Here is a 22138-nt window from a genome sequence, read left to right on the forward strand (position 1 = left end):
GGCACGCCACTTCTTGATGGGGCATTCGGTGCTTTCTGATTCCTGAGGGTCGGGGTCCGCCGCTCAGTCCAGTTCTTCAAAAAATCAATCCTGATGGCATTCACCGACCACCACGCCATCATCATCTCCTTCGGATCCCATAGCTGACGTCACATCGTCTTTGCCGAGGGTCCATACGTGGAAAGTCCGGTTTGCCGATCAAATGCTCTCATCGGCGCGCAGCACATACCCAGCATCTCGCATCAAACATTGTTCTTAATCGGTGAGATGCGGCCCCAATAGGTTAAGGCTTCGCGGCCGATAGCTCCTCACGAACGATGCGCGTACCCGCGCTGAGCGCGCTTAACTTCGCCAGTGCGATGTCCCGGGGGAAGGGCGCCATGCCGCAGTTCGTGCTCGGCAGAAGCTTGTCCGCGTCGACGAACCTGAGAGTGTTCCGGATGGTGTCGGCGACTTCCTCCGGAGTCTCGATCTTCCCGTTCGCCACGTCGATGGCACCGATCATGACCTTCTTGCCCCGGACGAGTTCGACGAGGTCGATCGGGACATGGGAGTTGTGGCATTCCAGCGAGATGATGCCGATGCTGGACTGCTGTAGGAGGGGGAACGACTCCTCGTACTGTCGCCACTCCGAGCCGAGGGTGGCCTTCCAGTCGGTGTTCGCCTTGATCCCGTAGCCGTAGCAGATGTGTACTGCGGTCTCCGCACGTAATCCCTCTGTTGCCCTTTCCAACGTCGCCACGCCCCAGTCCTTCATCTCATCGAAGTAGACGTTGAACGCTGGCTCGTCGAACTGGATGATGTCGACCCCCGCAGCCTCCAGGTCTCGTGCCTCCTGGTTGAGGATCGTCGCGAACTCCCACGCCAGCTTCTCGCGGCTCTTGTAGTGGCCGTCGTACAGCGTGTCGATCATCGTCATGGGGCCGGGGAGTGCCCACTTGATCGGCTGATCGGTCTGCTGCCGGAGGAATCTCGCGTCGTCGACGAAGACCGGCTTGGAGCGGCTCACTGCGCCGACCACGGTAGGCACACTCGCGTCGTAACGATTGCGGATCCGAACCGTCTCGCGCTGCTCGAAGTCGACCCCGTCGAGATGCTCGATGAACGTCGTCACGAAGTGCTGACGGGTCTGCTCTCCGTCGCTGACGATGTCGATACCGCGATCGCTCTGTTCCTTGGCGGCGATGCGCAGTGCATCTTGCTTGCCTTCGACCAACTCATCGCCCTGCAACTTCCAGGGCGCCCAGAGAGTTTCAGGCCGGGCGAGCCACGAGGGCTTGGGCAGGCTGCCGACGGTGGACGTGGGCATGATCTGGTTCATGGTCGACCTTCCTCCGGTGATCATCCGACGAGAACAGGGAAGCGGGCGGCCCACTGTTCGAGTAGCTCGCGGTGGGGCTTCACAAAGTGGTCTTCCGCGTACTTGCCCTGCTTGGTTGCCAGCTGACCGCGTTCGACGCGGTCGTAGACGATCGGGGTAGGCGAGTAGTCCGGCTGATCCAGGGTCGGTCGGTAGATCCGAGCGGCGGGCGAGTTCGCGTTGTAGATCTCCGGCCGATAGATCCTCTGGAAGGTCTCCATCACGCTGATCGTGCCGATGAGCTGCAGGTCGGTGTAGTCGCTGAGCAGATCGCCGCGGAAGTAGAACGCGAGCGGGGCGACACCGCCGGGCGGCAGGAAGTACCTGACCTGGAGACCCATCTTCCCGAAGTACTCGTCGGTCAACGAGTAGTCGTCCTGCTGGTACTCGACACCGAGGGTCGGATGGTGATTCCCGGTCCGGCGGTAGGTCCGGCTCGTGGACACACTGATGCAGATCACGGGATCCACCGCGAAGCGCTCCCGGTAGGCCTCGGAGGCGAGGAAATGTTGGAATAGTTTGCCGTGCAGGTCGCCGAAGTCGCCGGGCACGGTGAACTCGGAGGTGCCCTCGTTGACTGCCGGCAGTCGAACACTGAAGTCGAAGTCGCGGACGTAGGAGGAGAAGTTGTTCCCGACGATCCCCGGGAATCGTGCGCCGGTGAGGCGATCGACGATCTGAATATCGAGTACCTCGATCAGGGGGTGCCGGTGGTCCGCGCCGTCCGAGCTGAACTGCAACTCCGCGGAGACGATCTCGAGCTCGACGGCGTAGCGGTCCAGGCCCGGGTTGTCCCGGCGTTCGAGATCGTTGAACCGGTCGTTGATCATCGCCAGGGTTCGGCGAAGGTTCTGCTGACGGTGTTCGCCTCGGGCCAGGTTGGCGAAGTTCGTGGTGGTCCGAGAATGCTCCGACGGCGAGTAGCCCTCGTCGAAGCGGGTAGTGGTGATGCTGAACGTGAAATCGTTCGACATGAACGTCCAATTCGGGTCTTGATCGGCCGGGCTCGGCCTTGCGGAAAGTCTCTGCCACTATCCTGCAGTTCCAGTTCAGTTATCGGGTAACAAATGTTGCCTATGGTCCTCTATAGCATTTAGCTATGGCGCGAGAATCCAGAGGCATCACACTGCAGCAACTGCATTACTTCATCGAGGTCGCGGCGGAGGGGTCGATCACCGGCGCCGCCGACCTTCTCTACGTCGCCCAGCCGACCATGTCTGCCGCGATGAAAGACCTGGAATCCCGAGTGGGACGCACCCTCCTCACTCGATCAGCCCGTGGGGCGACGTTGACCGAGGAGGGCGCGGAGTTTCTCGGCTATGCCAGGCAGGTCGTCGAGCAGATGTCGCTGCTGGAGCAGCGCTACCTCGGTCAGCCACCGTCCCGTCGGCTGCTCGGAGTTTCGGCTCAGCACTACTCATTCGTGGTCGAGGCGTTCATCCGGATGGTGGACTCCGTTGACGCGGCACAGTACGAGTTCTCGCTTCGTGAGACCCGGACCTGGGACATCATCGAGGACGTCCGGATGCTCCGCAGTGAGGTGGGCATCTTGTACCGCAATGACTTCAACCGGAAGGTCATCGAAAAACTCCTGCGAGATTCCGGGCTGGTGTTCCGCCCGCTCTTCGCCGCGGTGCCGCACATCTTCATCTCCAGACAGAACCCGTTGGCCTCCCGAGATCGCGTCGCTCTCGATGATCTGGCCGACCTGCCGCGGCTCACCTTCGATCAGGGCGCTAACAACTCGTTCTATTTCGCCGAAGAGATCCTTTCCACCCTGTCGAGCAAGCGGGAAATCCGGGTCTCCGACCGCGCGAGCATCTTCAATCTCATGATCGGACTCGACGGCTACACGATCTCGACGGGCATCATCAGTGACGACCTCGACCCCGAGATCGTCGCCATCCCACTCGATGTGGACGAGAGCATCGAGATCGGTTGGATCAGCCATTCCGGGGTCCCGCTCACGGTGCAGGCGCAGCGCTACCTCGCCGAGGTACGGGCCGTCGTCGCCGATTACGGAATCGGGCTGCTCGACTCGCCGTGAATCGGGTCGGCGCTGTTGATTTAATGCCGACGCTGTTGGTCCGACTGGGTGAATGCGTGATCTTCACGCGGGAGAATTCCTTCGCCAGGAAGATCTCGTTACAACCGGGCAATGCTGGACCACGAGCCAAAAGAGATGCACCGCCATGCGCTTTCGCCCCAACTGATCGGAGACGTAGCGGTCGATAGCGCTATCAAAAAGCAAGCGGTCGCCCGCTCGGTCCGATAGAGCACTCCCCAAGCAAGTCGCAGCCTAATGATCCAGCGTGACTTGCGAGTTCAGGATGCCGGCGGATACGGCAGCCGACTGCTGAAGTTGACGTCGACACGCACCGGACGGCCGATCTGCGGGAATGCCCGCTGCGCACAGTCGGTGCGCTCACAGATCTTGCAGCCGGATCCGATGGGCACCGCGGACATGTGCTCATCCAATCGTAACCCTTGCGAGTAGACGATCCGGTCAGCATGGGTGATATCGCAGCCGAGACCGACAGCGAAGCTTCGATCCGGCGTCCCGTACGGGTGCGCGCCGTCGTCGGTGGTGCGCACGATCCACAGATACGTGCGCCCGTCCGGCATCTGCGCGACCTGGGTGAGGATGCGGCCAGGTGTGGAGAAGGCGTCGTGCACCACCCACAGTGGGCAGCTGCCGCCGACACGGGAGAAATGGAAAGCGGTGGCGGACTGGCGCTTCGAGATGTTTCCCGCTCGGTCGGTGCGGACGAAGAAGAACGGTACCCCACGGCGGTTGGGACGCTGCATCGTGGACAGTCGATGGCATACAGTCTCGAAGCCCACCTCGAATTGCAACGCGAGCATTTCTATGTCGTAGTGCAGCGACTCCGCGGCGGCGAGGAACTGGCCGTACGGCAGCAGCAATGCGCCAGCGAAATAGTTGGCCAGTCCGATCTTTGCAAGTTCACGGGCGTTGTCGCTCAACGTGTTCGCGGCCGCTGCTTGCCTTTCGATCGTCTCGGACTGGGTGAGAAAAGCCAGCTGCGTGGCAATCTGAAATGCACGCTGGCCTGGCGAGAGGTGCCGCGACAATGTCAGGATTCGATTGACCTCGTCATAGGTCCGCTTGGGTCCCGGGCGATTCGGCGGATCGGTACGCATCCGCACCACGATGTCGTGCTCGGTTTCGAGTAAGGCCGTCAACTGTGCGTCCAGTGACCCGATACGCAACCCACTCTCGACGAATAAACGCTCTGCGGCCTCGTCGAGCTCTGAGATGTGGTTATGCCTGTCGTAGAAGAAGTCTCGAACCTCCTCGAAGGGCATCGGCACCCCTTCTTCGACGCCGATCTCCGACGGCGCTGCAAGGTGCGCACTGTACTGGTCTAGTTGTTCTGTCGCCGCGAGCAGCCGCCGGTGCAGGGTGACGAGAGTTTGCCCGATCTCGGGCATGCGTGCCACGAATTCCTCGATCATCGCCGGGCCGGCGGAGGCCGGCCCCACAGCGGTCAGAGCGTCGTGCAGGTCTGCCGCGAGCCGGGCATCGGACTCCGCGGCGAAGAATTGTGCATCAAGATCGAATGTCGCATTGAGTTTCAGTAGCACCGGGACCGTCAACGGACGTTGATCGTTCTCGAGTTGATTGACGTAACTGGCAGACAGGTCCAGTATCCGCGCAAGCGCGAGCTGTGTGAGACCTCGCTCTTCGCGCAGCCGCCGCAAGCGGGGACCGCCGTAGATCTTTTGCATCTTGGCGTCCTTTTTAGCCGCGCTGTTCATCCACTGTGTCTTGTCCACTCAAACACGATTACCTAGATTCGCACCATTTGCAAAATAAGCAGATTCACACCACAAAAATACGCACATTCAGTCACTTCATGCACCTCGAAGCTCTGCATATGCTGCAACTACCGCAGCAAATGATTGACCGGAGGACACAGAGTTGAAGACGCACACAGTTCGCACCCACCGTTCCGCTGAAGACTTCCCCAAGGACGAGCACCTCGCGTGGAAGGTGGCCGAGATCGCCACCGATCCGGTCGAGGTGCAGGCCGACACCACAGAGATGATCGTCAACCGGATCATCGACAACGCGTCCGTCGCGGCGGCGTCGCTGACCCGTCGTCCGGTGTCGAACGCCCGCGCGCAGGCTCTCTCCCACCCGTACTCGCCGGGGTCGACGGTGTTCGGCATCGGCGGCACGTTCTCACCCGAATGGGCAGCATGGGCCAACGGTGTAGCCGTACGCGAACTCGACTTTCACGACACGTTCCTCGCTGCGGAGTACTCGCACCCGGGAGATAACATCCCGCCGATCCTCGCGGTTGCACAGCACGCCGGGCGTGACGGCAAGGACCTGATCCGGGGCCTGGCGACCGGCTACGAAATCCAGGTTGACCTGGTGCGCTCGATCTGCCTGCACGAGCACAAGATCGACCACGTCGCCCACCTCGGCCCGTCAGCGGCAGCCGGTATCGGCACACTGCTGGGCCTCGACACCGAAACTGTGTATCAGGCGGTCGGACAGGCTCTGCACACCACGACCGCGACGCGCCAGTCCCGTAAGGGCGAGATCTCGAGTTGGAAGGCGTACGCGCCGGCATTCGCGGGCAAGATGGCTGTCGAAGCTGTCGATCGCGCGATGCGCGGCGAAGGTGCACCGTCCCCGATCTGGGAAGGCGAGGACGGCGTCATCGCGTGGCTTCTCGGCGGACCGAAAGCCGAATACCAGGTGCCGTTGCCCGGCCCGGGGGAGGCGAAGCGCGCCATCCTCGACACGTACACCAAGGAACACTCCGCCGAGTACCAGAGCCAGGCACCGATCGATCTTGCTCGTCGGATGCGTGACCGGATCGGCGATCTGGAGCAGATCGCGACGATCGTGCTGCACACCAGCCACCACACGCACGTCGTCATCGGCACAGGCTCCAACGACCCGCAGAAATTCGACCCGACGGCGAGCCGCGAGACCCTCGACCACTCGGTGATGTACATCTTTGCCGTGGCGCTGCAGGACGGAACCTGGCATCACGAGCATTCATACGCGCCCGAGCGGGCGCAGCGTCCCGACACGATCGCACTGTGGAACAAGATCTCCACCGCCGAAGATCCCGAGTGGACGCGGCGCTACCACTCGACGGATCCGAACGAGAAGGCCTTCGGCGCCCGCGCCGAGATCACTCTCAAGAACGGCGAGGTGATTGTCGACGAGCTTGCGATTGCCGACGCGCATCCGCTGGGCGCACGACCTTTCTCCCGTGATCAGTACATTGCGAAATTCCGCACGCTCGCCGAGGGGGTCATCGAACCTGCCGAGCAGGACCGCTTCCTCGACGTGGCTCAGCGCACCCCCGAGTTGAAGGCCGGCGAACTCGATCAGCTCACGTTCACCGTCCCCGACGACGTGCTTGCCCGCGCACCGAAGTCGCCGAAGGGACTGTTCTGAGATGACCGGCCTCATTGCCGCCACCACGTCGGCAGCGGACAAGCGGATCGCGTTCCGCGCCGGCCTGACGTCCGGGAAGATCCAACGACTCCCGGGTGCGATCAATCCGTTGACCGCAAAACTCGTCCAGGAAATCGGCTTCGAGGGCGTCTACGTTTCCGGTGGCGCGTTCTCAGCCGGGTTGGCCCTGCCCGATATCGGATTGACCACACTCACCGAAGTTGCCGCGCACAGCAAGCAGATCGCCCGCGTCACCGACCTGCCCGTTCTGGTCGACGCTGACACCGGATTCGGTGAACCGATGAGCGCTGCTCGCACCGTCACGGTCTTCGAGGACGACGGCCTCGCCGGTCTGCACCTCGAAGACCAGGTCAACCCCAAGCGTTGCGGCCACCTCGACGGCAAGGCCATCATCCCGACCGACGAGATGGTCCGCCGCTTGCGTGCCGCAGTCTCCGCGCGACGGGACCCGAACTTCGTTATCTGCGCCCGCACCGATGCCGCCGGCATCGACGGAATCGACGCCGCGATCGAACGCGCCAAGGCATATGCCGACGCCGGTGCCGACATGATCTTCACCGAAGCACTGCACACCGAAGCCGATTTCGAGAAGTTCCGCGCCGCAGTGCAGATCCCGCTGCTGGCAAACATGACCGAGTTCGGCAAATCGCAACTGATCCCGGCCAAGACGCTCGAGGATATCGGCTTCAACGCGGTCATCTACCCGGTCACCACGCTGCGCCTGGCAATGGGTGCAATCGAGCAAGGACTGCAAGAGATCCACTCGACAGGAACCCAAGCGGGGCTGCTCGACCAGATGCAGACGCGCTCGCGCCTGTACGAGGTGCTCGAGTACGAGCGCTACAACGAATTCGATGCCGGAATCTTCAATTTCACGTTGGGAAGGAGTCAGTGATGTCTGCACTACCCGAAACAGCAGTTCCGACGATCTACAAGGGACTCGCCGGTGTCGTCGTCGACACCACCGCGATCTCCAAAGTCGTTCCCGAAACCAACTCGTTGACCTACCGCGGCTACGCCGTCCAGGACCTCGCCGCCAACTGCAGCTTCGAGCAGGTCGCCTACCTGCTGTGGAACGGCGAGTTACCCTCGGATACGCAGCTCGAGCTGTTCTGTCAGCGCGAACGCGCCAGTCGTCGGGCAGATCGTTCGCTGCTTTCACTGGTGACGAAGATGCCGGAAAACTGCCACCCGATGGACGTGGTGAGGACCGCGATCAGCTTCCTCGGGGCGGAAGATCCGGAGGAATGGGACAATTCACCGAAGGCCAACCGCGAGAAGTCGCTGCGCATGATGGCGGTCCTGCCGACCATCGTTGCCGCAGATCATCGTCGTCGCCGCGGTCTCGACCCGATTGCCCCGCACAGCCACCTCGGTTTCGCCGAGAACTTCCTGAACATGTGCTTCGGGAAGGTCCCGGACCCGGAAATCGTGAAGGCCTTCGAGGTCTCGCTGATCCTGTATGCAGAGCACAGCTTCAACGCCTCCACCTTCGCCGCGCGTGTCGTCACCTCGACGCTCTCCGACATCTACAGCGCCGTCACCGCCGCCATCGGAACCCTCAAAGGCCCCCTGCACGGCGGCGCCAACGAGGCTGTCATGCACGACATGCTCGAGATCGGTGAACCCGAACGGGCTGAGGACTGGATGCGCGGCAAACTGGCGGCCAAGGACAAGGTGATGGGATTCGGTCACCGCGTCTACAAGAACGGCGACTCACGGGTACCCACGATGAAGAAAGCTTTCTTCGACGTCGCCACTCACACCGGCGGCGAGAAGTGGGTCCAGATGTACGAGATCCTCGGACGCACCATGAACGAGGCCACCGGTATCAAACCCAACCTCGACTTCCCCACTGGACCTGCGTACTACCTGATGGGCTTCGATATCGAGGTCTTCACACCGATCTTCGTGATGAGTCGCATTACGGGATGGACAGCCCACATCATCGAGCAGGGCGAATCCAACGCCCTGATCCGACCGCTCAGCGAATACACCGGCGTGCCCCAGCGCGCGGTGGTGGCCTGAGCCCACGATCAGCGTCCCGGGGTTCGGTTATTGGCATCACCGTCTCCTGCACCCCGGGGCGCTTCCTTATTTGAATCACCCCGACCCGCACCGAACCCTCGGTGCGGGTCGCTGTGTTGCCATGTCTCAGCGGCAACACCCGACAGTGAGGTTCCGCAGTCCATGTTCTCCAAAGTGCTCGTCGCGAACCGCGGCGAAATTGCGATCCGTGCCTTCCGCGCCGCCTACGAACTAGGTGCCGGAACCGTCGCGGTGTTCCCGTACGAGGATCGGAATTCGATCCACCGTCTCAAGGCAGACGAGAGCTACCAGATCGGGGAGAAGGGTCACCCCGTTCGCGCGTATCTCTCGGTCGAGGAAATCGTTGCCGCCGCCAAGAGCGCCGGAGCCGACGCCATCTACCCCGGTTACGGTTTCCTCTCCGAGAACCCGGATTTGTCGGCGGCGTGTGCCGAGGCAGGCATCAAGTTCGTCGGCCCGTCCGCCGAGATCCTCGAGTTGACCGGAAACAAGGCTCGGGCCATCGCAGCGGCAAAGGCCGCCGGTCTCCCGGTGCTCGCGTCTTCGGAGCCGTCAGCGGACATCGACGAGTTGCTCGCAGCCGCCGAGGACATGACCTTCCCGCTCTTCGTCAAGGCTGTCGCAGGCGGCGGTGGGCGCGGAATGCGCCGCGTTGCGGAGCGCTCACAGCTCAAGGAATCGATCGAAGCCGCAGCACGCGAAGCGGAGTCGGCCTTCGGCGATTCGACGGTCTTCCTCGAGCAGGCCGTCATCGACCCCCGGCACATCGAAGTGCAGATCCTCGCCGACGAGCAGGGCAACGTCATCCACCTCTTCGAGCGTGACTGCTCGCTGCAACGTCGCCACCAGAAGGTGATCGAGCTAGCTCCGGCGCCCAATCTCTCGGAAGAGTTGCGCGCCAAGATCTGTGCCGACGCCGTCGCCTTCGCGAAGGAGATCGGATACACGTGCGCGGGCACCGTCGAGTTCCTTCTCGACAAGCGCGGCAACCACGTCTTCATCGAGATGAACCCGCGAATTCAGGTCGAGCACACCGTCACCGAAGAAGTGACGGACGTGGACCTGGTCCAGTCGCAGCTCAAGATCGCGTCCGGTTCGACGCTTGCAGAACTTGGTCTGTCACAGGAGACGATCAAGCTTCGCGGCGCGGCGCTGCAGTGCCGCATCACGACCGAGGATCCGGCAAACGGATTCCGCCCGGACACCGGCCGTATCACCGCGTACCGCACCCCGGGCGGAGCCGGTATCCGCTTGGACGGCGGCGCCACGCTCGGAGCCGAGGTCGGAGCGTACTTCGATTCCATGCTGGTCAAACTCACTTGTCGCGGTCGCGACCTCGAAGCCGCTGTGGCGCGAGCTCGCCGCGCGGTCACCGAGTTCCGCATTCGTGGCGTCTCGACCAACATTCCGTTCCTGCAGGCGGTTCTCGACGACCCGGACTTCCGGGCGGGACGCGTGACAACCTCCTTCATCGAGGAACGTCCTCAGTTGCTGACTCTGCGTTCTTCGGCAGACCGCGGCACGAAGATCCTGACCTACCTCGCGGATGTGACGGTCAACAAGCCGCACGGTGAGCGGCCCTCGGCGGTGTACCCGCAGGACAAGCTGCCCAAGATCGATCTTTCGACGCCTCCTCCTGCCGGTAGCCGTCAGCGCCTGCTCGAACTCGGACCCGAAGGTTTCGCGAAGGCACTGCGTGAGCAGAAGGCCGTCGGCGTCACCGACACCACCTTCCGTGACGCGCACCAGTCGTTGTTGGCCACGCGAGTTCGAACCAGCGGACTGCTCGGAGTTGCCGGGCACGTTGCGCGGTTGACGCCGGAACTGCTCTCGATCGAAGCCTGGGGCGGCGCGACCTACGATGTGGGACTTCGCTTCCTGCACGAGGATCCGTGGTACCGGCTTGCCGCACTCCGCGAGGCGATTCCCAACATCTGCCTCCAGATGCTTCTTCGCGGCCGAAACACGGTGGGCTACACGCCGTATCCCGAAAAGGTCACGCGCGCATTCGTTCAGGAAGCCACCGACACCGGCATCGACATCTTCCGAATCTTCGACGCGCTCAACAACGTCGACCAGATGCGCCCTGCCATCGACGCGGTGCGTGAGACCGGAACGGCCCTCGCCGAGGTGGCGTTGAGCTACACCGGCGATCTGTCGGATCCGAACGAAACGCTGTACACGCTCGACTACTACCTGAAGTTGGCCGAAGAGATCGTCGATGCCGGCGCTCACGTGCTCGCGATCAAGGACATGGCCGGCCTGCTGCGCGCTCCGGCGGCCACCAAGCTTGTGACGGCGCTACGCAGCAACTTCGATCTGCCGGTTCACGTCCACACGCACGACACCCCCGGTGGACAGTTGGCCACGTACTTCGCCGCGTGGCAGGCGGGCGCCGACGCAGTCGACGGTGCTTCGGCGGCACTGGCCGGAACCACCAGCCAGCCTGCGCTCTCGGCCATCGTCGCCGCTGCCGCGCACTCCGAGTTCGACACCGGACTGAACCTGCAGAACGTGTGCGACCTCGAGCCGTACTGGGAGGCGCTGCGAAAGGTGTACGCGCCCTTCGAATCCGGGCTACCGGCTCCGACGGGACGTGTGTACACGCACGAGATCCCGGGTGGTCAGCTCTCCAACCTCCGCACCCAGGCCGTTGCTCTCGGCCTCGGCGACCGGTTCGAAGAGGTCGAAGCCAAGTACGCCGACGCAGACCGCATGCTCGGGCATCTGGTGAAGGTGACGCCGTCGTCGAAGGTCGTCGGCGACCTCGCGCTCCATCTTGTCGGTGCCGGCGTGCCTTCGGAGGAGTTCGCCGCAGATCCGGCGAAGTTCGACATTCCCGACTCCGTGGTCGGTTTCCTGCGCGGTGAACTCGGTACGCCTCCCGGTGGCTGGCCGGAACCGTTCCGCAGCAAGGCACTCGAAGGACGTGGCCAGGCCAAGCCGGAAGCGACATTGTCCGCCGAGGACGAGATACTGCTGGAGGGCTCGTCGAAGGACCGTCAGGCGACGCTGAACCGTCTGCTGTTCCCCGGCCCGACAAAGGAATTCCTCGAACACCGCGAGAAGTACGGCGACACGTCGCGGCTTTCGGCAAACCAGTTCTTCTACGGTCTGCGGCGCGGCGACGAACACCGGGTCGAGTTGGCTCCCGGTGTGGAACTGATAATCGGGCTCGAGGCGATCTCCGAGCCCGACGAGCGCGGCTACCGCACTGTCATGTGCATCCTGAACGGCCAATTGCGGCCGGTCTCGATCCGCGATCGCTCCATTGCCAGTGACGTACCGGTGGCGGAGAAGGCCGACAAGAACAACCCGGGCCACGTGGCGGCACCGTTCGCGGGCGTCGTGACGCTCGCGGTGAAGGAAGGCCAGAAGATCGAGGCCGGCGACACCGTGGCCACGATCGAAGCAATGAAGATGGAAGCGGCGATCACCGCCCCGATCGCGGGAATTATCTCGCGCGTCACGCTACGAGGACCACAACAGGTCGAAGGCAACGACCTGCTCGTAGTCATCGGCTGACCCGAACAGCGTCCGCGCGACGCGGACCGTGGCCCCTGCACCACCTTTCGGTGCGGGGGCCACGCATGTATCTGTCGGTGATGTACGCCAGCTACGCGGAGCCTCCTTTTCCATCCCCTCCGGGCAGAGCGCAGCAGGAATATCGGAATCAATCGGGGGAAGGAATGAACCAAAGGAAAGGTAGTCATCCAGAGAGTTCACATCCGACCGATATCACCCGACGAGAGCCCGAACGGGAGTTCACAGAGTTCTCAGAATCGAGTCAAGTGCACCGCAAAAATACGCTTACACAACATGTTTCAACATGCACAGTATGAAGGTAGCGTCTAATGGATCAGTCAATACGACATCGACCACATTCCTGTCGATACCAGATCCGCAACCTGTTGAGGACGCTATGACAACGAGCTCGATACTGACTGAACCTCGGACCGTGACATGCAACCTGATCGTCGAAAAGTCGGACGCGATCATGACGGTTACCTTCAATCGACCTGAAAAGCTCAACGCCCTGACACCCGAGATGTATGCGAGTCTCGGTCAGGTCTGTGCACACGTGAACACAGATCCCACTACCCGGCTACTGATGTTACGGGGCGCAGGCGGGGCGTTTGCCGCCGGTTCGGATATCGCGCACTTCCGCTCATTCTCAACGGGGCAAGACGGGGTGGCATACGAGGAACAGTTCGTCTCGATCCTCGATGCGCTGGAGACGGTGCCAGTACCGACACTCGCGGTGATCGACGGCGTCTGCGCAGGAGCGGGGTTGTTGTTGGCGGCCGCGTGCGATGTCCGGATCGCGACGACAACCTCGTCCTTCGGTTTGCCGATCGCACGAACCTTGGGAAATACATTGTCCGCATATCCTCTTGCCCTGCTCACCGCGCGAATCGGATCCGCGCGGCTCATGTCCATGGTGGCGCGGGCACGGATGTTACAAGCAACCGAATTAGCCGAGATCGGATTCGTGGAAGAAGTTGCAGACCGCGACGACTTCGGCGACCTGGAAATGCAGGTGATCGGCGACCTGCTTGCAGCCGCACCGTTGACGATGTCGGCTACCCGTGAAGTGCTCCGGCGGATCCGCAACACCGGATTGCCGGAATCTGCCGACATCGTCCGCCACGTGTACGGCAGTGACGACTTTCGTGCGGGGGTATCGGCGTTCTCGAGAAAGGAGCGGGCGCAGTGGTCTGGGCACTGACTTCTCACAAGAACCCGCGGACGTATATTTTCATTCGCCCCGAGCTGGGCCCAATACTTTGTTCAGCGTGTGGTGAAATTTCTTGCAGCCGAGGGAGATTCCCCATCGGCTACGGGTAGCAGTCGAGGTATCAAGGTCCGAAACCCTGTTGGTGATCCAGTCGTTGGAGGTCACGTCTGGGGTGTCATTCCGATAGCGCGAGGTACTACTTCGGTGTCATTTCCGTCAGCCCCTTCGGATGGTCTCAGTGTGGTTTCTTCGAGCATGAGTCTCCGTGCTCTGTCTGGACATTTCCAAAGGACTTCTGTAGTGGCGCGTCCCAGTTCTGCTCGTTGCGATACATCGAACGGACAGTAGGGCATAGGCGAAACGGCTGCGGGACGATCGGACGAATTTCGTTGTCGATGTCTATAGGGAAACGGTATTTGCATCGGTGGTCATCGCCCATAGAATATATTTTGTCTTGATGTATATGAAAGATGCTGCACTGCAACGAAGTACGTACACAGTGAGCGTGCGTTGTCAGTATCGAGTGGCAGGGTCGCTACCAGAGTGAGAGCGGACGTCCTGCAGCCTCGGCCGCACCGATGAGTTCTTCGACCCTGTCGACGTCGAATTTCTGCTCGCGATACGGATCGCGGCAGCGGCGGTGCGAGTGCGACCCGCCGGGCCGCGGACGTCGGCGAGTGGGCTGGGGATGTTGCGTCGCCGGCGCTCGTATTCGGTGCGGTTGCTGCGATTGGTCCCCAACTGCATGTGTGCCGGGTTGGTACAGTCGGCGAAGTCGCATTGATGACACAGCACCGCGTCATCGGTGCCCGACCAAACCAACCTCGAGATGCCACCGTATTCGAGTTGGTACGCGAACAAATGCGCCGGCACGGTCCCGCGCCCGAGGCCCGGGCAGGCGCTCACATCGCGCTGTGTGCTCTGATCGACGGCTACAACCTGACCGAAAGGGCTTCTGGGCCAAGCAATTTCGGCCAACTGCTCACCAAGCGCATCCTTGTGCAAGGATTCGTCGTTCTCGACTACATGGACCGGGCCGCTGAGGTAGAAGCACTGCTCGGGGCACTCCTTGGTTCCGGGCAGGTGGAGGCCGTGCAATCCGTATTGCCCGGATTCGAGAAGCTAGCGGCGGCTTTCGTGGACTCGTTCTCCAACGGCCGACCAGGCAAAATCATTTATCGATCTGACTCGATAGCTCGCAGCTACGCTGCCGCACGTCATAACCCGACACCCGCAGGCTGTCTCGATAACCACGCCTCGATAACCACTAGGACATTGACCAGTTCGATTCGATCGGGTCCCATGCGCCGGTGCGGAGGTGCCGGCCGAGCAGTGGGTCGAGGCATCGACCGACGATGCGCAGTGCGCCGTCGATGGTGCGTGCGTGTTCGGGAAGGCCGGATACGGTTTTGGCGATTCTGGCGTAGCCGGCAGTCCAGGATGGTGCAGGCACATCGAGGGCGGTAGGAAGTGTCAGCGTGCGCCGCGTGGATTCTTGGTGCAGGGCAGTGCAGGTGAGAGCGGCGTCGAGGGTCCAGGTGGTCACGATCAGTGCGAGGTCGACGAGGTCGTGGTAGCGCGTGGAGGGCTGTTGCAGATCGCCGTACCGTTCGTACATTGCGCCACACCTTGTCGGAAACCTGTTGGGGCAGTGGGTAGAGAGCGAACTTCGGCATGGGCGCGAGCTCGTCCATCTCGACCACCGGGCGAGGCAGCTGGTAGTCGATTTCGCCGACCGGCACCAGTTCGGTGGACAGGTCGATGGGGAAGTCGGCGAGTTGAACGGCGCCGAGGTAGACCTTCACTTTCACGCTGGCTCCGGATACGCCGCCGGACATCAGCCGCGGGGTGTCGAACACGTACCGGAACGGGTCGAGATCGCTGCCGGTTTCGGTGATCGCGACGAGTTCGGACAGCGCGTCGGCGACGGCGGCGGAGGTGTGCAGCAGGTCGATGTCCTGACTGTATCGGGCGTCAGGCCTGCGTACCAGAAGGGAGGCGCCTCCTTTGAGTAGCCAGCGCTCACCGGGGGCGGAGAACACGCGGGCTAGGAAGCGTTGGAGGAAGAACTCGTGTCGTAGTTGTTCGGTGCTGCGGCCTCGGGGCGTGGTTTCGTTGCGGATCCGGTCCTTGAGGGAGCGGTTGAATGCCGCCGGATTGCTGCTGCGGGGCGGCCTGTCGGTGCTCATGTGTTCCTTCGCGTCAGGGGGAAACGGTGGCTGCGATATCGGCGGCCGTGCCGCCGGCGACGAGGCGGCGACTCAATGCCAGCGTCGACTCCGGTATCCCGGCCTCGGTCAGTAACCGGTCGAGCAGACCTGCGCCGTCCCCGGGTGTGATGCCGTACTTGTGCGCGTGTTGCCCCAACGCAGCGATCAGGTCATCGGTGTCGACGAGGTTGGTGGTGACGGCGTCGCGTACGACGGAGGCGAGGTGTCCACCGTCGAGGTGGTCGGCAGCGAGGTCGTCGATAGTGGCGAGGACGGTGCTGACAGGGAGGCCGTCGAGAAGGGTCCACCGGTCCCGCCCTGCACGGGCGATCCGGTACCGGACGTCGGTGAGGCGGGATTGCTTGCGACCGGCGACGGCGAATTCCATGACATCGGCGTCAAGGTCGCCGAGGTCGTGAAGTCTGGCGGCGGAGCGGTGGGAGACGACGCCCGGATGGTCGGCATCGAGCCGTTCGCCCGTAGCAACTGCCGGCTTGATCAACAGCCACGCCGCGCGTAGTTGTTCATGAGGGACGCTCGGTGCGCCGCTGATCCGGTAGACCCCGTGGCGGAGTCGCTCGATCGTTCCGTGGTCGGCGAGTCGAGCGATGCGCTGGGCGGAGAATCCAATAGCCCGGGCCTGTGCGGTGGTGAACAGGCCCCATTGGCTGGCGGCGAGGTCTGCCAGGTCGATGAGCTTGTTGCCACTGCGCATACTGCGATAATAACAGCTAAGGAGTGATTATTGCAGAAGTGGAGCGATAGGATCCAAGGTCAGCGCATCGCGGAAGGCATACGCCGGTGATGCGGCCGCGAAGCGCGCGCCAGTGACCTGTGGTTGGCGATCCGGGGCGTGGTTGCTGTCGGGGGCATTGAACAGGGTTCGGGGTTCACGGAATTGATGGAGTGAACTCGGTCGAGCCTGCACGGGGTGAGGCAGTGGCCGAAGTGCGGTTGCGTGGCCACGCTCGGGTGCACCTTGTGCAGCATTACCGAGGCGGGTGAGGTCGTATGTCACATCGTCGACGCTAGCGTCGACGATGTGCCCGTATATCGAGGGCCCAGGGAGGGGCAGGTCGACAGCTGGAGCATGTGCTGGAATATGGTCGCACTTGATCTTGTCGGATGCTTTGGGGGTAGGGATCAAGATCGAACCGTCCCGAGAAGTTGCTCGTCCCAACGACTGGCAGCGGGGGTTGTTTAAGACGGCGGAGCAGCGGCGGACTTTGGTTTCTGGTGAAAGCGTGCCACGTCAAGAGGTAATCGAGCAGGCGTGGCAGTTTCTGCACGCGGCTACGCCTGCTCAAGGCCACCCTCGCCAGACGGCCCACATAATCGTCACCTACACCGAATCACGGTTGGCTCGGTGTGGGTGTGCTCTGCCAGGGTGTGAGTGGGCATGTGTTGTCGAGGCACAGTGTTCTGCCTGCGAGTTCTTCTGGCGAGTACGGGGTGGTTCGTGTGGGGAGGAGTTGACGGGGGTCGAGTTTTAGGGCTGTGCACATGCCGTGGAAGTGATGGGGGTCGAGGCGGTGCAGGTAGTCGAAGACGAAGGCGAGCATCTTGGTCGTTTCGGGGCGGTGCAGGGTTGTTCCCATGGTGGTTTCTTCGTTGTGGGAGTACCTGTTGAGGTAGGTGTCGAGGATGACGCGGGTGGGGTTGTCCGCGTTGTCGGGTAGTCCGGCTTTGAGGCTGTCGCGAAACTTGCCGCCCATCTTTTCGGGGTGCCGGTGTGCGAGGAAGCCTTCGAGAAGACGCCGGCTGGCGTTGGGGAGCAGGGATTCGGCATCCATCTGCTCGTCGACGGTTGCTGAACCGGCGTTCAGGGTTGTCAATGCGGTGGCGCACCGGTGGAAGAGGAAATGGTATTCAGACCGCAAACGCGTGCGTTCTTTGTATCCGTCGGCACCGGGGCTCCCATATGGCCGTCCGGTAGCACCGAAGGTGGACCATACGGGTACGCGGCGGGGATCGGTGCCGGTGGTGCGCCAGCGAGGCCGCAGTTCGAGCTGCACGTAGCTCAGACCGCTGTTCTTGTTCTTTCTGCTGTTGTTGACGAGATTTGTTGGTAGGCGGTCGAGTTGGTTGGACCAGTGCCGGAAGAAGTCGAAGTTGTGCGTGAAGAGAATGAGTTGATCGACGCGCATGCGCTTACCGTCTCCGCATTCACAGGTTTCGTCGTTGCCGCAGCGGCAGTTGAGGATGCCGAGAAGGTATCCCCAAAGCGCAGCGGAAACGCCGAAGGCGATGTCGCTGTCAAGGCTCGAGATCGGGTCGTCGATGACTACGCACAGTTTTTGGGGGTCGCGGCCTTTGTGATCGAGGGAGCCGAGGAAGTGCAGGAGAGCGAGTGCAGTCTTCTCGCCTTCGCTGAGGTGTTCGACTTTCGCTCCGTAACGGGTGATGGAATAGTTCTGATCGTCGAGCACTTGGAGTTGGAGGTCGTTGCGTCCGAGGAGGCGGCCTAGTTCGTCGTTGAGCCACGTGACGCCTGGACTGGGGTCGAATTCTCCGCCGCTGAGGTCTCCGATGAGGTCCTTGAGTCGTGTGGATTCTTCGACGAGCTGGCGCTGTTGTTCTTGTGCCGCAGAGAGATTGGCGTGGACAGCTCGGTATTGCTCGCGATGCGATCCGAGAACGAACAGTTTATAGCGGTCTGTTGCCGCGGATTTTTCGCTCGTGAACGCTGCTGTCCGAGCGTTGTGTTCGGCAATGACCGTTTGAAGCGGTTCGATGTCGAGTGTCGGCCATTCATTGTTGATATCTTCCTGGACGGCGTCGGCCTGGGTCTCGGTCTTTTCGGTGTCGACGGTCTGGATCGTGAAAGTCGCAATAGCATTGACGTCTTCGGCTTTAGCGGTCAGCGCTGCGTGGGCGTTGGCTATGGCGAGTTGGAGTTTTTCGCCGGAGATCCGCGTGGTATCGAGTGCGTCTGTGCATTTCTTGCCGAGGTCGTCGTATACGCCTGCGTTGGAGCGGGGTAGAGACGACATCCAGTGCTGCACGGTGTCGTTGTAGGTTTCCAGTTGTTGCGCCATTCTTCGCGCACGTTCGGAGAGGCTGCTTTCGGCCCGTGTGAGCAGGCTTTGCAGCTCGATAAGCCGTTCTTGCGTGACAATTCCTGTGCAGAACATGCACGGGTCGTCAGCGTCGTGCAAGGTGGTGCCGGTCTCGATCCAGTCGCGTGTAGTCGGGGCAAGGTCAGTGTGTTCGGAGTGCGATGCCACGGGGACTTCGGTGAGCACGGCGCGGATCACCTGTACGGATACAGGTGGCGCAGAGGGCGTGGTCGGTAGAGGCGGTAGTGACTCCTTCTCAGTTGCGCAAGCTCGACTGAGAAGGGCCGTCTCGTCAATGTCCTTGCGTGCAGCGTCATCAAGTCCAGTTTCGATCTCCCTCTTGATGTTGGCGGCGTTGAATCCGCGCCCGTAGGGGAAGCTGAGTGGTGTGTTGATTTCGTCCGCGACCGCTTTGGCATATGCGTTCGACGCACGATCTGCACGGGTGACATTGCTCTGGGATTCGGTCAGATCTGCAGCGACTGCTGCCAGCTCGGCCTGAGCCCTTTCCAGATTGAGTTGGCGCTGGACTGCGTCCGGACCAAGCGCGAGAAGGGCGTTGGTGGTGCCGTCTTTGATACGGACTGCGTTCTCTACGTAGTCGTGGTTGAAGACGACGACGTTCTGCCAGCAGGGATCGTCCGGGGATGTGACTTGGCGTGGGGTGCCGGCTTCTTCGATCGTGACTGTGACCCCTGCATTCCATCCGGTTGAGCTGGTGGTGGGGTTGAGCAGACTTGCGAGTGTGGATTTTCCGCTGCCGTTGTTGGCATGAACCAGGGTTACGTGGTCGAGCGCGGGTGCAGTAGGCCCTGGTTTCCATTTGTGGAAAATTCGAAAGTCCTTGATCTCGTCCACGCTCACGATCTTGACCATCGAGTCAAACCCCTTCAGTCGCTGCACGAAAGCGACAGGGTTGTGCGCTTCGCTCGCTCAGCATGTTAGCGAGGCTCTCGAATCTTATATTGAGGCGGGTGGTTTCCAGATTTTCGAGTCTCCATGCATGGCTTGTGAATCGTGTTGTGTTCCAGTGTTTTTGGATTCCAGAAAGGGTGGTATGTTTTCTGTTCCGAATACCCGTGGGAGTCTAAGGCTTGGACTGCTCGGATGCGGATGCCGTGAGCGCTTTTGGCGTCCACGGACAGAGCTCCACGAAAGGGAGGTGAGCAGCGCGGACTGACATTTACGCGGAAATCGTATCCACACTGAACTGAAGTGTTCTCTACGAATGGGGCATCGAAGGAAATATCTTGCCAGAAACGGGAACTTCTGCCGTGGGTTGTCGAGCGTGGACAGGTTGGCCTGGGCATGTCATAAGGTAATCGTACTGGCGACTGTGTCAAGCTGGCGCGCAGCAGTTCCCTGTGTCAAGCCGGCGCACATCAGGTCCACGGAAGCGTCTGTACTAATTCGCCTGCTCGCTGTCTAACTCTGTTCGTCTGATTTAATCTCTTCATGTCGTTATCAAAATCGGCTCGGCCGAAACGTAGAGTAAAGAGTCACATTCACGGAGAAAGCGGGGTAGATCTCGTCAAGGCGTCGCTGCCAGATCATTGGGTCGTCAGAGAAATTAGCCCAGACTACGGACTCGATCTGCATATTGAAACCTTCTCCGAGGTGCCCGGAGAGGACTCATGCTGGGATGCCTTAGGTGAGCATTTTTTCGCTCAGGTAAAAACTGTAGATGGCGTCCTTATTGCTAGAATTAAGCCGTTCTCTGGTGCAAAGAATCGGATAAAAGGATCTGATCGGGACAGTGAATATGATTTAACAACGATCGATGTTGTTAGCTTCAGCCTTGAAGTCGAAGAGATTGAAACTATTCGGCGGATGGGTTCCGCTATTCCGGTACTTCTAATTGTTGTGGATAAGGACACTGAGGTTATTTATTATATTTGCCTGAATGACTGGATTTCCGAGGTTCTCCCCAGGTTTCGACCAGACTGGCAGGGTCAAGGCAGTGTAGTTGTGCATGTGCCTACATCTAATGTCTTGTCCAGAACTGGTGACGGTTGGAACTATATTTCTTTGCTGGCAAAGCGTCCTAAATACTATGGCGCTTTCCTTGAGTTTAGTAAATTTCGAGACGAAATGCAGTTTGCTTTTAATGAGATTGAGATAGCAGTCGACCAGCATACTGCCGACGTTCCTGATGTAATCGCAGAGTTGACGGAATATAGGCGGCTGTTCTCGATCTATTACTCTGAGATTGCCAATCTCGACGTATGGGCAGCGGAAAACAATCCAACTTTGGGAATTATGACAATGGTTCTTTCTGATTTGGAACGTGCGAAGGCCGAGATTGATGGAATTCCTGATGAATGGGCTAGGCCAGCAACTTCTGCTGAGTATTTCCGCTTAATCGCTCCACTTTCTGTCGTTAATGGAGTATTCAGCTCGTTGGCAAATATTCCGAAGACTTACGGGACGATGACACGAAATTGGAACCTGCCTACTCAACTGGGGGTGCTCCTCCGTTAGTGAACAAAGAGCAATTGAATATTATTCGGTGCTAACGGATGGTTAGCGCAGTTGATGCCGATAGTCTAATTCGTCGTCAACAATGACATTCCATAAGGTCTCGTTTTCACACTCAAGGTCTACGACGCGGGGTTACCGCGATCGGGGAGTGGATAAGGACGGAGCCCTCGTCGACTCCCATTCGCACCGAGCGGGTCGGCGGAGATTCGTACGACCACGAGGGATACGGCGCCGGGGCCGGGACGGTGGAAAACTACGGGTACCTGTGTCCCTGCGGCGACGGAATGATCGTCGAAGAGCACGACAACCTTCCGGGCCACCGGGAGCACGACTTGCGCATCGACTGTGACAAGTGCTGGGCGGAATGGCGCTTCGTTGACGACAGGAGCGTTCGGGACTGGGCTCTGGAACCCGTGAGCGCCGTTGACTTACAGGTCGCGTGAGAAAAACTGCACGCCGCATCGAGTCGGTGCAAATCCCGGCGCGATGCGGCGCTGCGGGGAATCGGGATTACACCGACTCGGCGGGAGCGATACAACAAACCTGTGTGAGCGGACGCCGAGTCCCAGCGCAGGGTGGATTGGTGTCCGCGGTACGACGCAGTCGAGCGTTCGGCTACGACGTGATCATCAGGGGTGGATATCCAGGTGCAACTCTTCGGCGAAGGCGATGTACTCGGTCTCGATGCTCGGTTTTATGTTGGCGGTCGCGAGAAGCCGCTCCGGGGGGAACTCCGCCGTCCAGACGGTGTCGCCGGCTGGAAAGTTTGCGGCG

Annotated in this window: 14 protein-coding genes; 7 read left to right on the top strand and 7 right to left on the bottom strand. The window is 60.9% G+C overall.

Annotation, left to right across the window (positions count from 1 at the left end; translation table 11 throughout):
* Nucleotides 1-283: 283 nt before the first annotated feature.
* Nucleotides 284-1321, bottom strand: coding sequence for a methionine synthase (locus ABH922_RS28180; RefSeq protein ID WP_424810295.1), 1038 nt, complete (start codon nt 1319-1321; stop codon nt 284-286).
* Between the two features lie 20 nt (nt 1322-1341).
* Entirely contained in the window at nt 1342-2334 is a 993-nt protein-coding gene (locus tag ABH922_RS28185) for a putative oxygenase MesX (protein ID WP_424810296.1), read from the bottom strand.
* Nucleotides 2335-2459: 125 nt separating this feature from the next.
* On the opposite strand from ABH922_RS28185, the gene ABH922_RS28190 reads away from it, so the two are divergent.
* Entirely contained in the window at nt 2460-3407 is a 948-nt protein-coding gene (locus ABH922_RS28190) for a LysR family transcriptional regulator (RefSeq protein ID WP_424810297.1), read from the top strand.
* A gap of 278 nt (nt 3408-3685) precedes the next feature.
* On the opposite strand, the gene ABH922_RS28195 is transcribed toward ABH922_RS28190, so the two are convergent.
* Entirely contained in the window at nt 3686-5110 is a 1425-nt protein-coding gene (locus ABH922_RS28195; protein ID WP_424810337.1) for a short-chain fatty acyl-CoA regulator family protein, read from the bottom strand.
* 193 nt (nt 5111-5303) lie between these two features.
* Here ABH922_RS28195 and prpD point away from each other — a divergent pair, with 193 nt between their 5' ends.
* From prpD to ABH922_RS28220, 5 genes are all read left to right on the top strand, one after another.
* On the top strand, nt 5304-6806 hold the full coding sequence (prpD, locus tag ABH922_RS28200) for a 2-methylcitrate dehydratase PrpD (RefSeq protein WP_424810298.1): 1503 nt from the start codon (nt 5304-5306) through the stop codon (nt 6804-6806).
* Nucleotide 6807: 1 nt separating this feature from the next.
* Entirely contained in the window at nt 6808-7722 is a 915-nt protein-coding gene (prpB, locus tag ABH922_RS28205) for a methylisocitrate lyase (RefSeq protein ID WP_424810299.1), read from the top strand.
* Nucleotides 7722-8855, top strand: coding sequence for a bifunctional 2-methylcitrate synthase/citrate synthase (locus ABH922_RS28210; protein ID WP_424810300.1), 1134 nt, complete (start codon nt 7722-7724; stop codon nt 8853-8855). Before prpB ends, ABH922_RS28210 begins: the two co-directional genes overlap by 1 nt.
* A 162-nt stretch (nt 8856-9017) precedes the next feature.
* Nucleotides 9018-12401, top strand: a complete 3384-nt coding sequence (locus ABH922_RS28215) for a pyruvate carboxylase (RefSeq protein WP_424810301.1) — start codon at nt 9018-9020, stop codon at nt 12399-12401.
* 433 nt (nt 12402-12834) lie between these two features.
* Nucleotides 12835-13605, top strand: a complete 771-nt coding sequence (locus ABH922_RS28220; protein ID WP_424810302.1) for an enoyl-CoA hydratase — start codon at nt 12835-12837, stop codon at nt 13603-13605.
* Between the two features lie 522 nt (nt 13606-14127).
* On the opposite strand, the gene ABH922_RS28225 is transcribed toward ABH922_RS28220, so the two are convergent.
* From ABH922_RS28225 to ABH922_RS28240, 4 genes are all read right to left on the bottom strand, one after another.
* Nucleotides 14128-14712 (bottom strand): hypothetical protein, encoded by a 585-nt coding sequence (locus tag ABH922_RS28225; RefSeq protein ID WP_424810303.1) that lies wholly within the window; start codon nt 14710-14712, stop codon nt 14128-14130.
* Between the two features lie 119 nt (nt 14713-14831).
* Nucleotides 14832-15803 carry a nucleotidyl transferase AbiEii/AbiGii toxin family protein gene (locus ABH922_RS28230; protein ID WP_424810304.1) on the bottom strand — a complete coding sequence of 324 codons (972 nt, stop codon included), beginning with the start codon at nt 15801-15803 and terminating at the stop codon, nt 14832-14834.
* A gap of 13 nt (nt 15804-15816) precedes the next feature.
* Entirely contained in the window at nt 15817-16539 is a 723-nt protein-coding gene (locus tag ABH922_RS28235) for a type IV toxin-antitoxin system AbiEi family antitoxin domain-containing protein (protein WP_424810305.1), read from the bottom strand.
* Nucleotides 16540-17176: 637 nt separating this feature from the next.
* Nucleotides 17177-19759 (bottom strand): AAA family ATPase, encoded by a 2583-nt coding sequence (locus ABH922_RS28240; RefSeq protein ID WP_424810306.1) that lies wholly within the window; start codon nt 19757-19759, stop codon nt 17177-17179.
* 579 nt (nt 19760-20338) lie between these two features.
* On the opposite strand from ABH922_RS28240, the gene ABH922_RS28245 reads away from it, so the two are divergent.
* Nucleotides 20339-21364 carry a DUF4365 domain-containing protein gene (locus ABH922_RS28245; RefSeq protein WP_424810307.1) on the top strand — a complete coding sequence of 342 codons (1026 nt, stop codon included), beginning with the start codon at nt 20339-20341 and terminating at the stop codon, nt 21362-21364.
* Nucleotides 21365-22138: the final 774 nt, after the last annotated feature.

It is taken from the genome of Rhodococcus sp. 27YEA15 (assembly GCF_049739425.1).
Lineage (GTDB): Bacteria > Actinomycetota > Actinomycetes > Mycobacteriales > Mycobacteriaceae > Rhodococcus_F.

Coding starts and splice junctions, on each gene's coding strand:
- ABH922_RS28185 (WP_424810296.1), bottom strand. CDS start 2,334: ATGTCGAACGATTTCACGTTCAGCATCACCACTACCCGCTTCGACGAG.
- ABH922_RS28195 (WP_424810337.1), bottom strand. CDS start 5,110: ATGCAAAAGATCTACGGCGGTCCCCGCTTGCGGCGGCTGCGCGAAGAG.
- ABH922_RS28240 (WP_424810306.1), bottom strand. CDS start 19,759: ATGGTCAAGATCGTGAGCGTGGACGAGATCAAGGACTTTCGAATTTTC.
- ABH922_RS28230 (WP_424810304.1), bottom strand. CDS start 15,803: ATGAGCACCGACAGGCCGCCCCGCAGCAGCAATCCGGCGGCATTCAAC.
- ABH922_RS28235 (WP_424810305.1), bottom strand. CDS start 16,539: ATGCGCAGTGGCAACAAGCTCATCGACCTGGCAGACCTCGCCGCCAGC.
- prpB (WP_424810299.1), top strand. CDS start 6,808: ATGACCGGCCTCATTGCCGCCACCACGTCGGCAGCGGACAAGCGGATC.
- ABH922_RS28190 (WP_424810297.1), top strand. CDS start 2,460: ATGGCGCGAGAATCCAGAGGCATCACACTGCAGCAACTGCATTACTTC.
- ABH922_RS28210 (WP_424810300.1), top strand. CDS start 7,722: ATGTCTGCACTACCCGAAACAGCAGTTCCGACGATCTACAAGGGACTC.
- ABH922_RS28180 (WP_424810295.1), bottom strand. CDS start 1,321: ATGAACCAGATCATGCCCACGTCCACCGTCGGCAGCCTGCCCAAGCCC.
- ABH922_RS28215 (WP_424810301.1), top strand. CDS start 9,018: ATGTTCTCCAAAGTGCTCGTCGCGAACCGCGGCGAAATTGCGATCCGT.
- ABH922_RS28245 (WP_424810307.1), top strand. CDS start 20,339: ATGTCGTTATCAAAATCGGCTCGGCCGAAACGTAGAGTAAAGAGTCAC.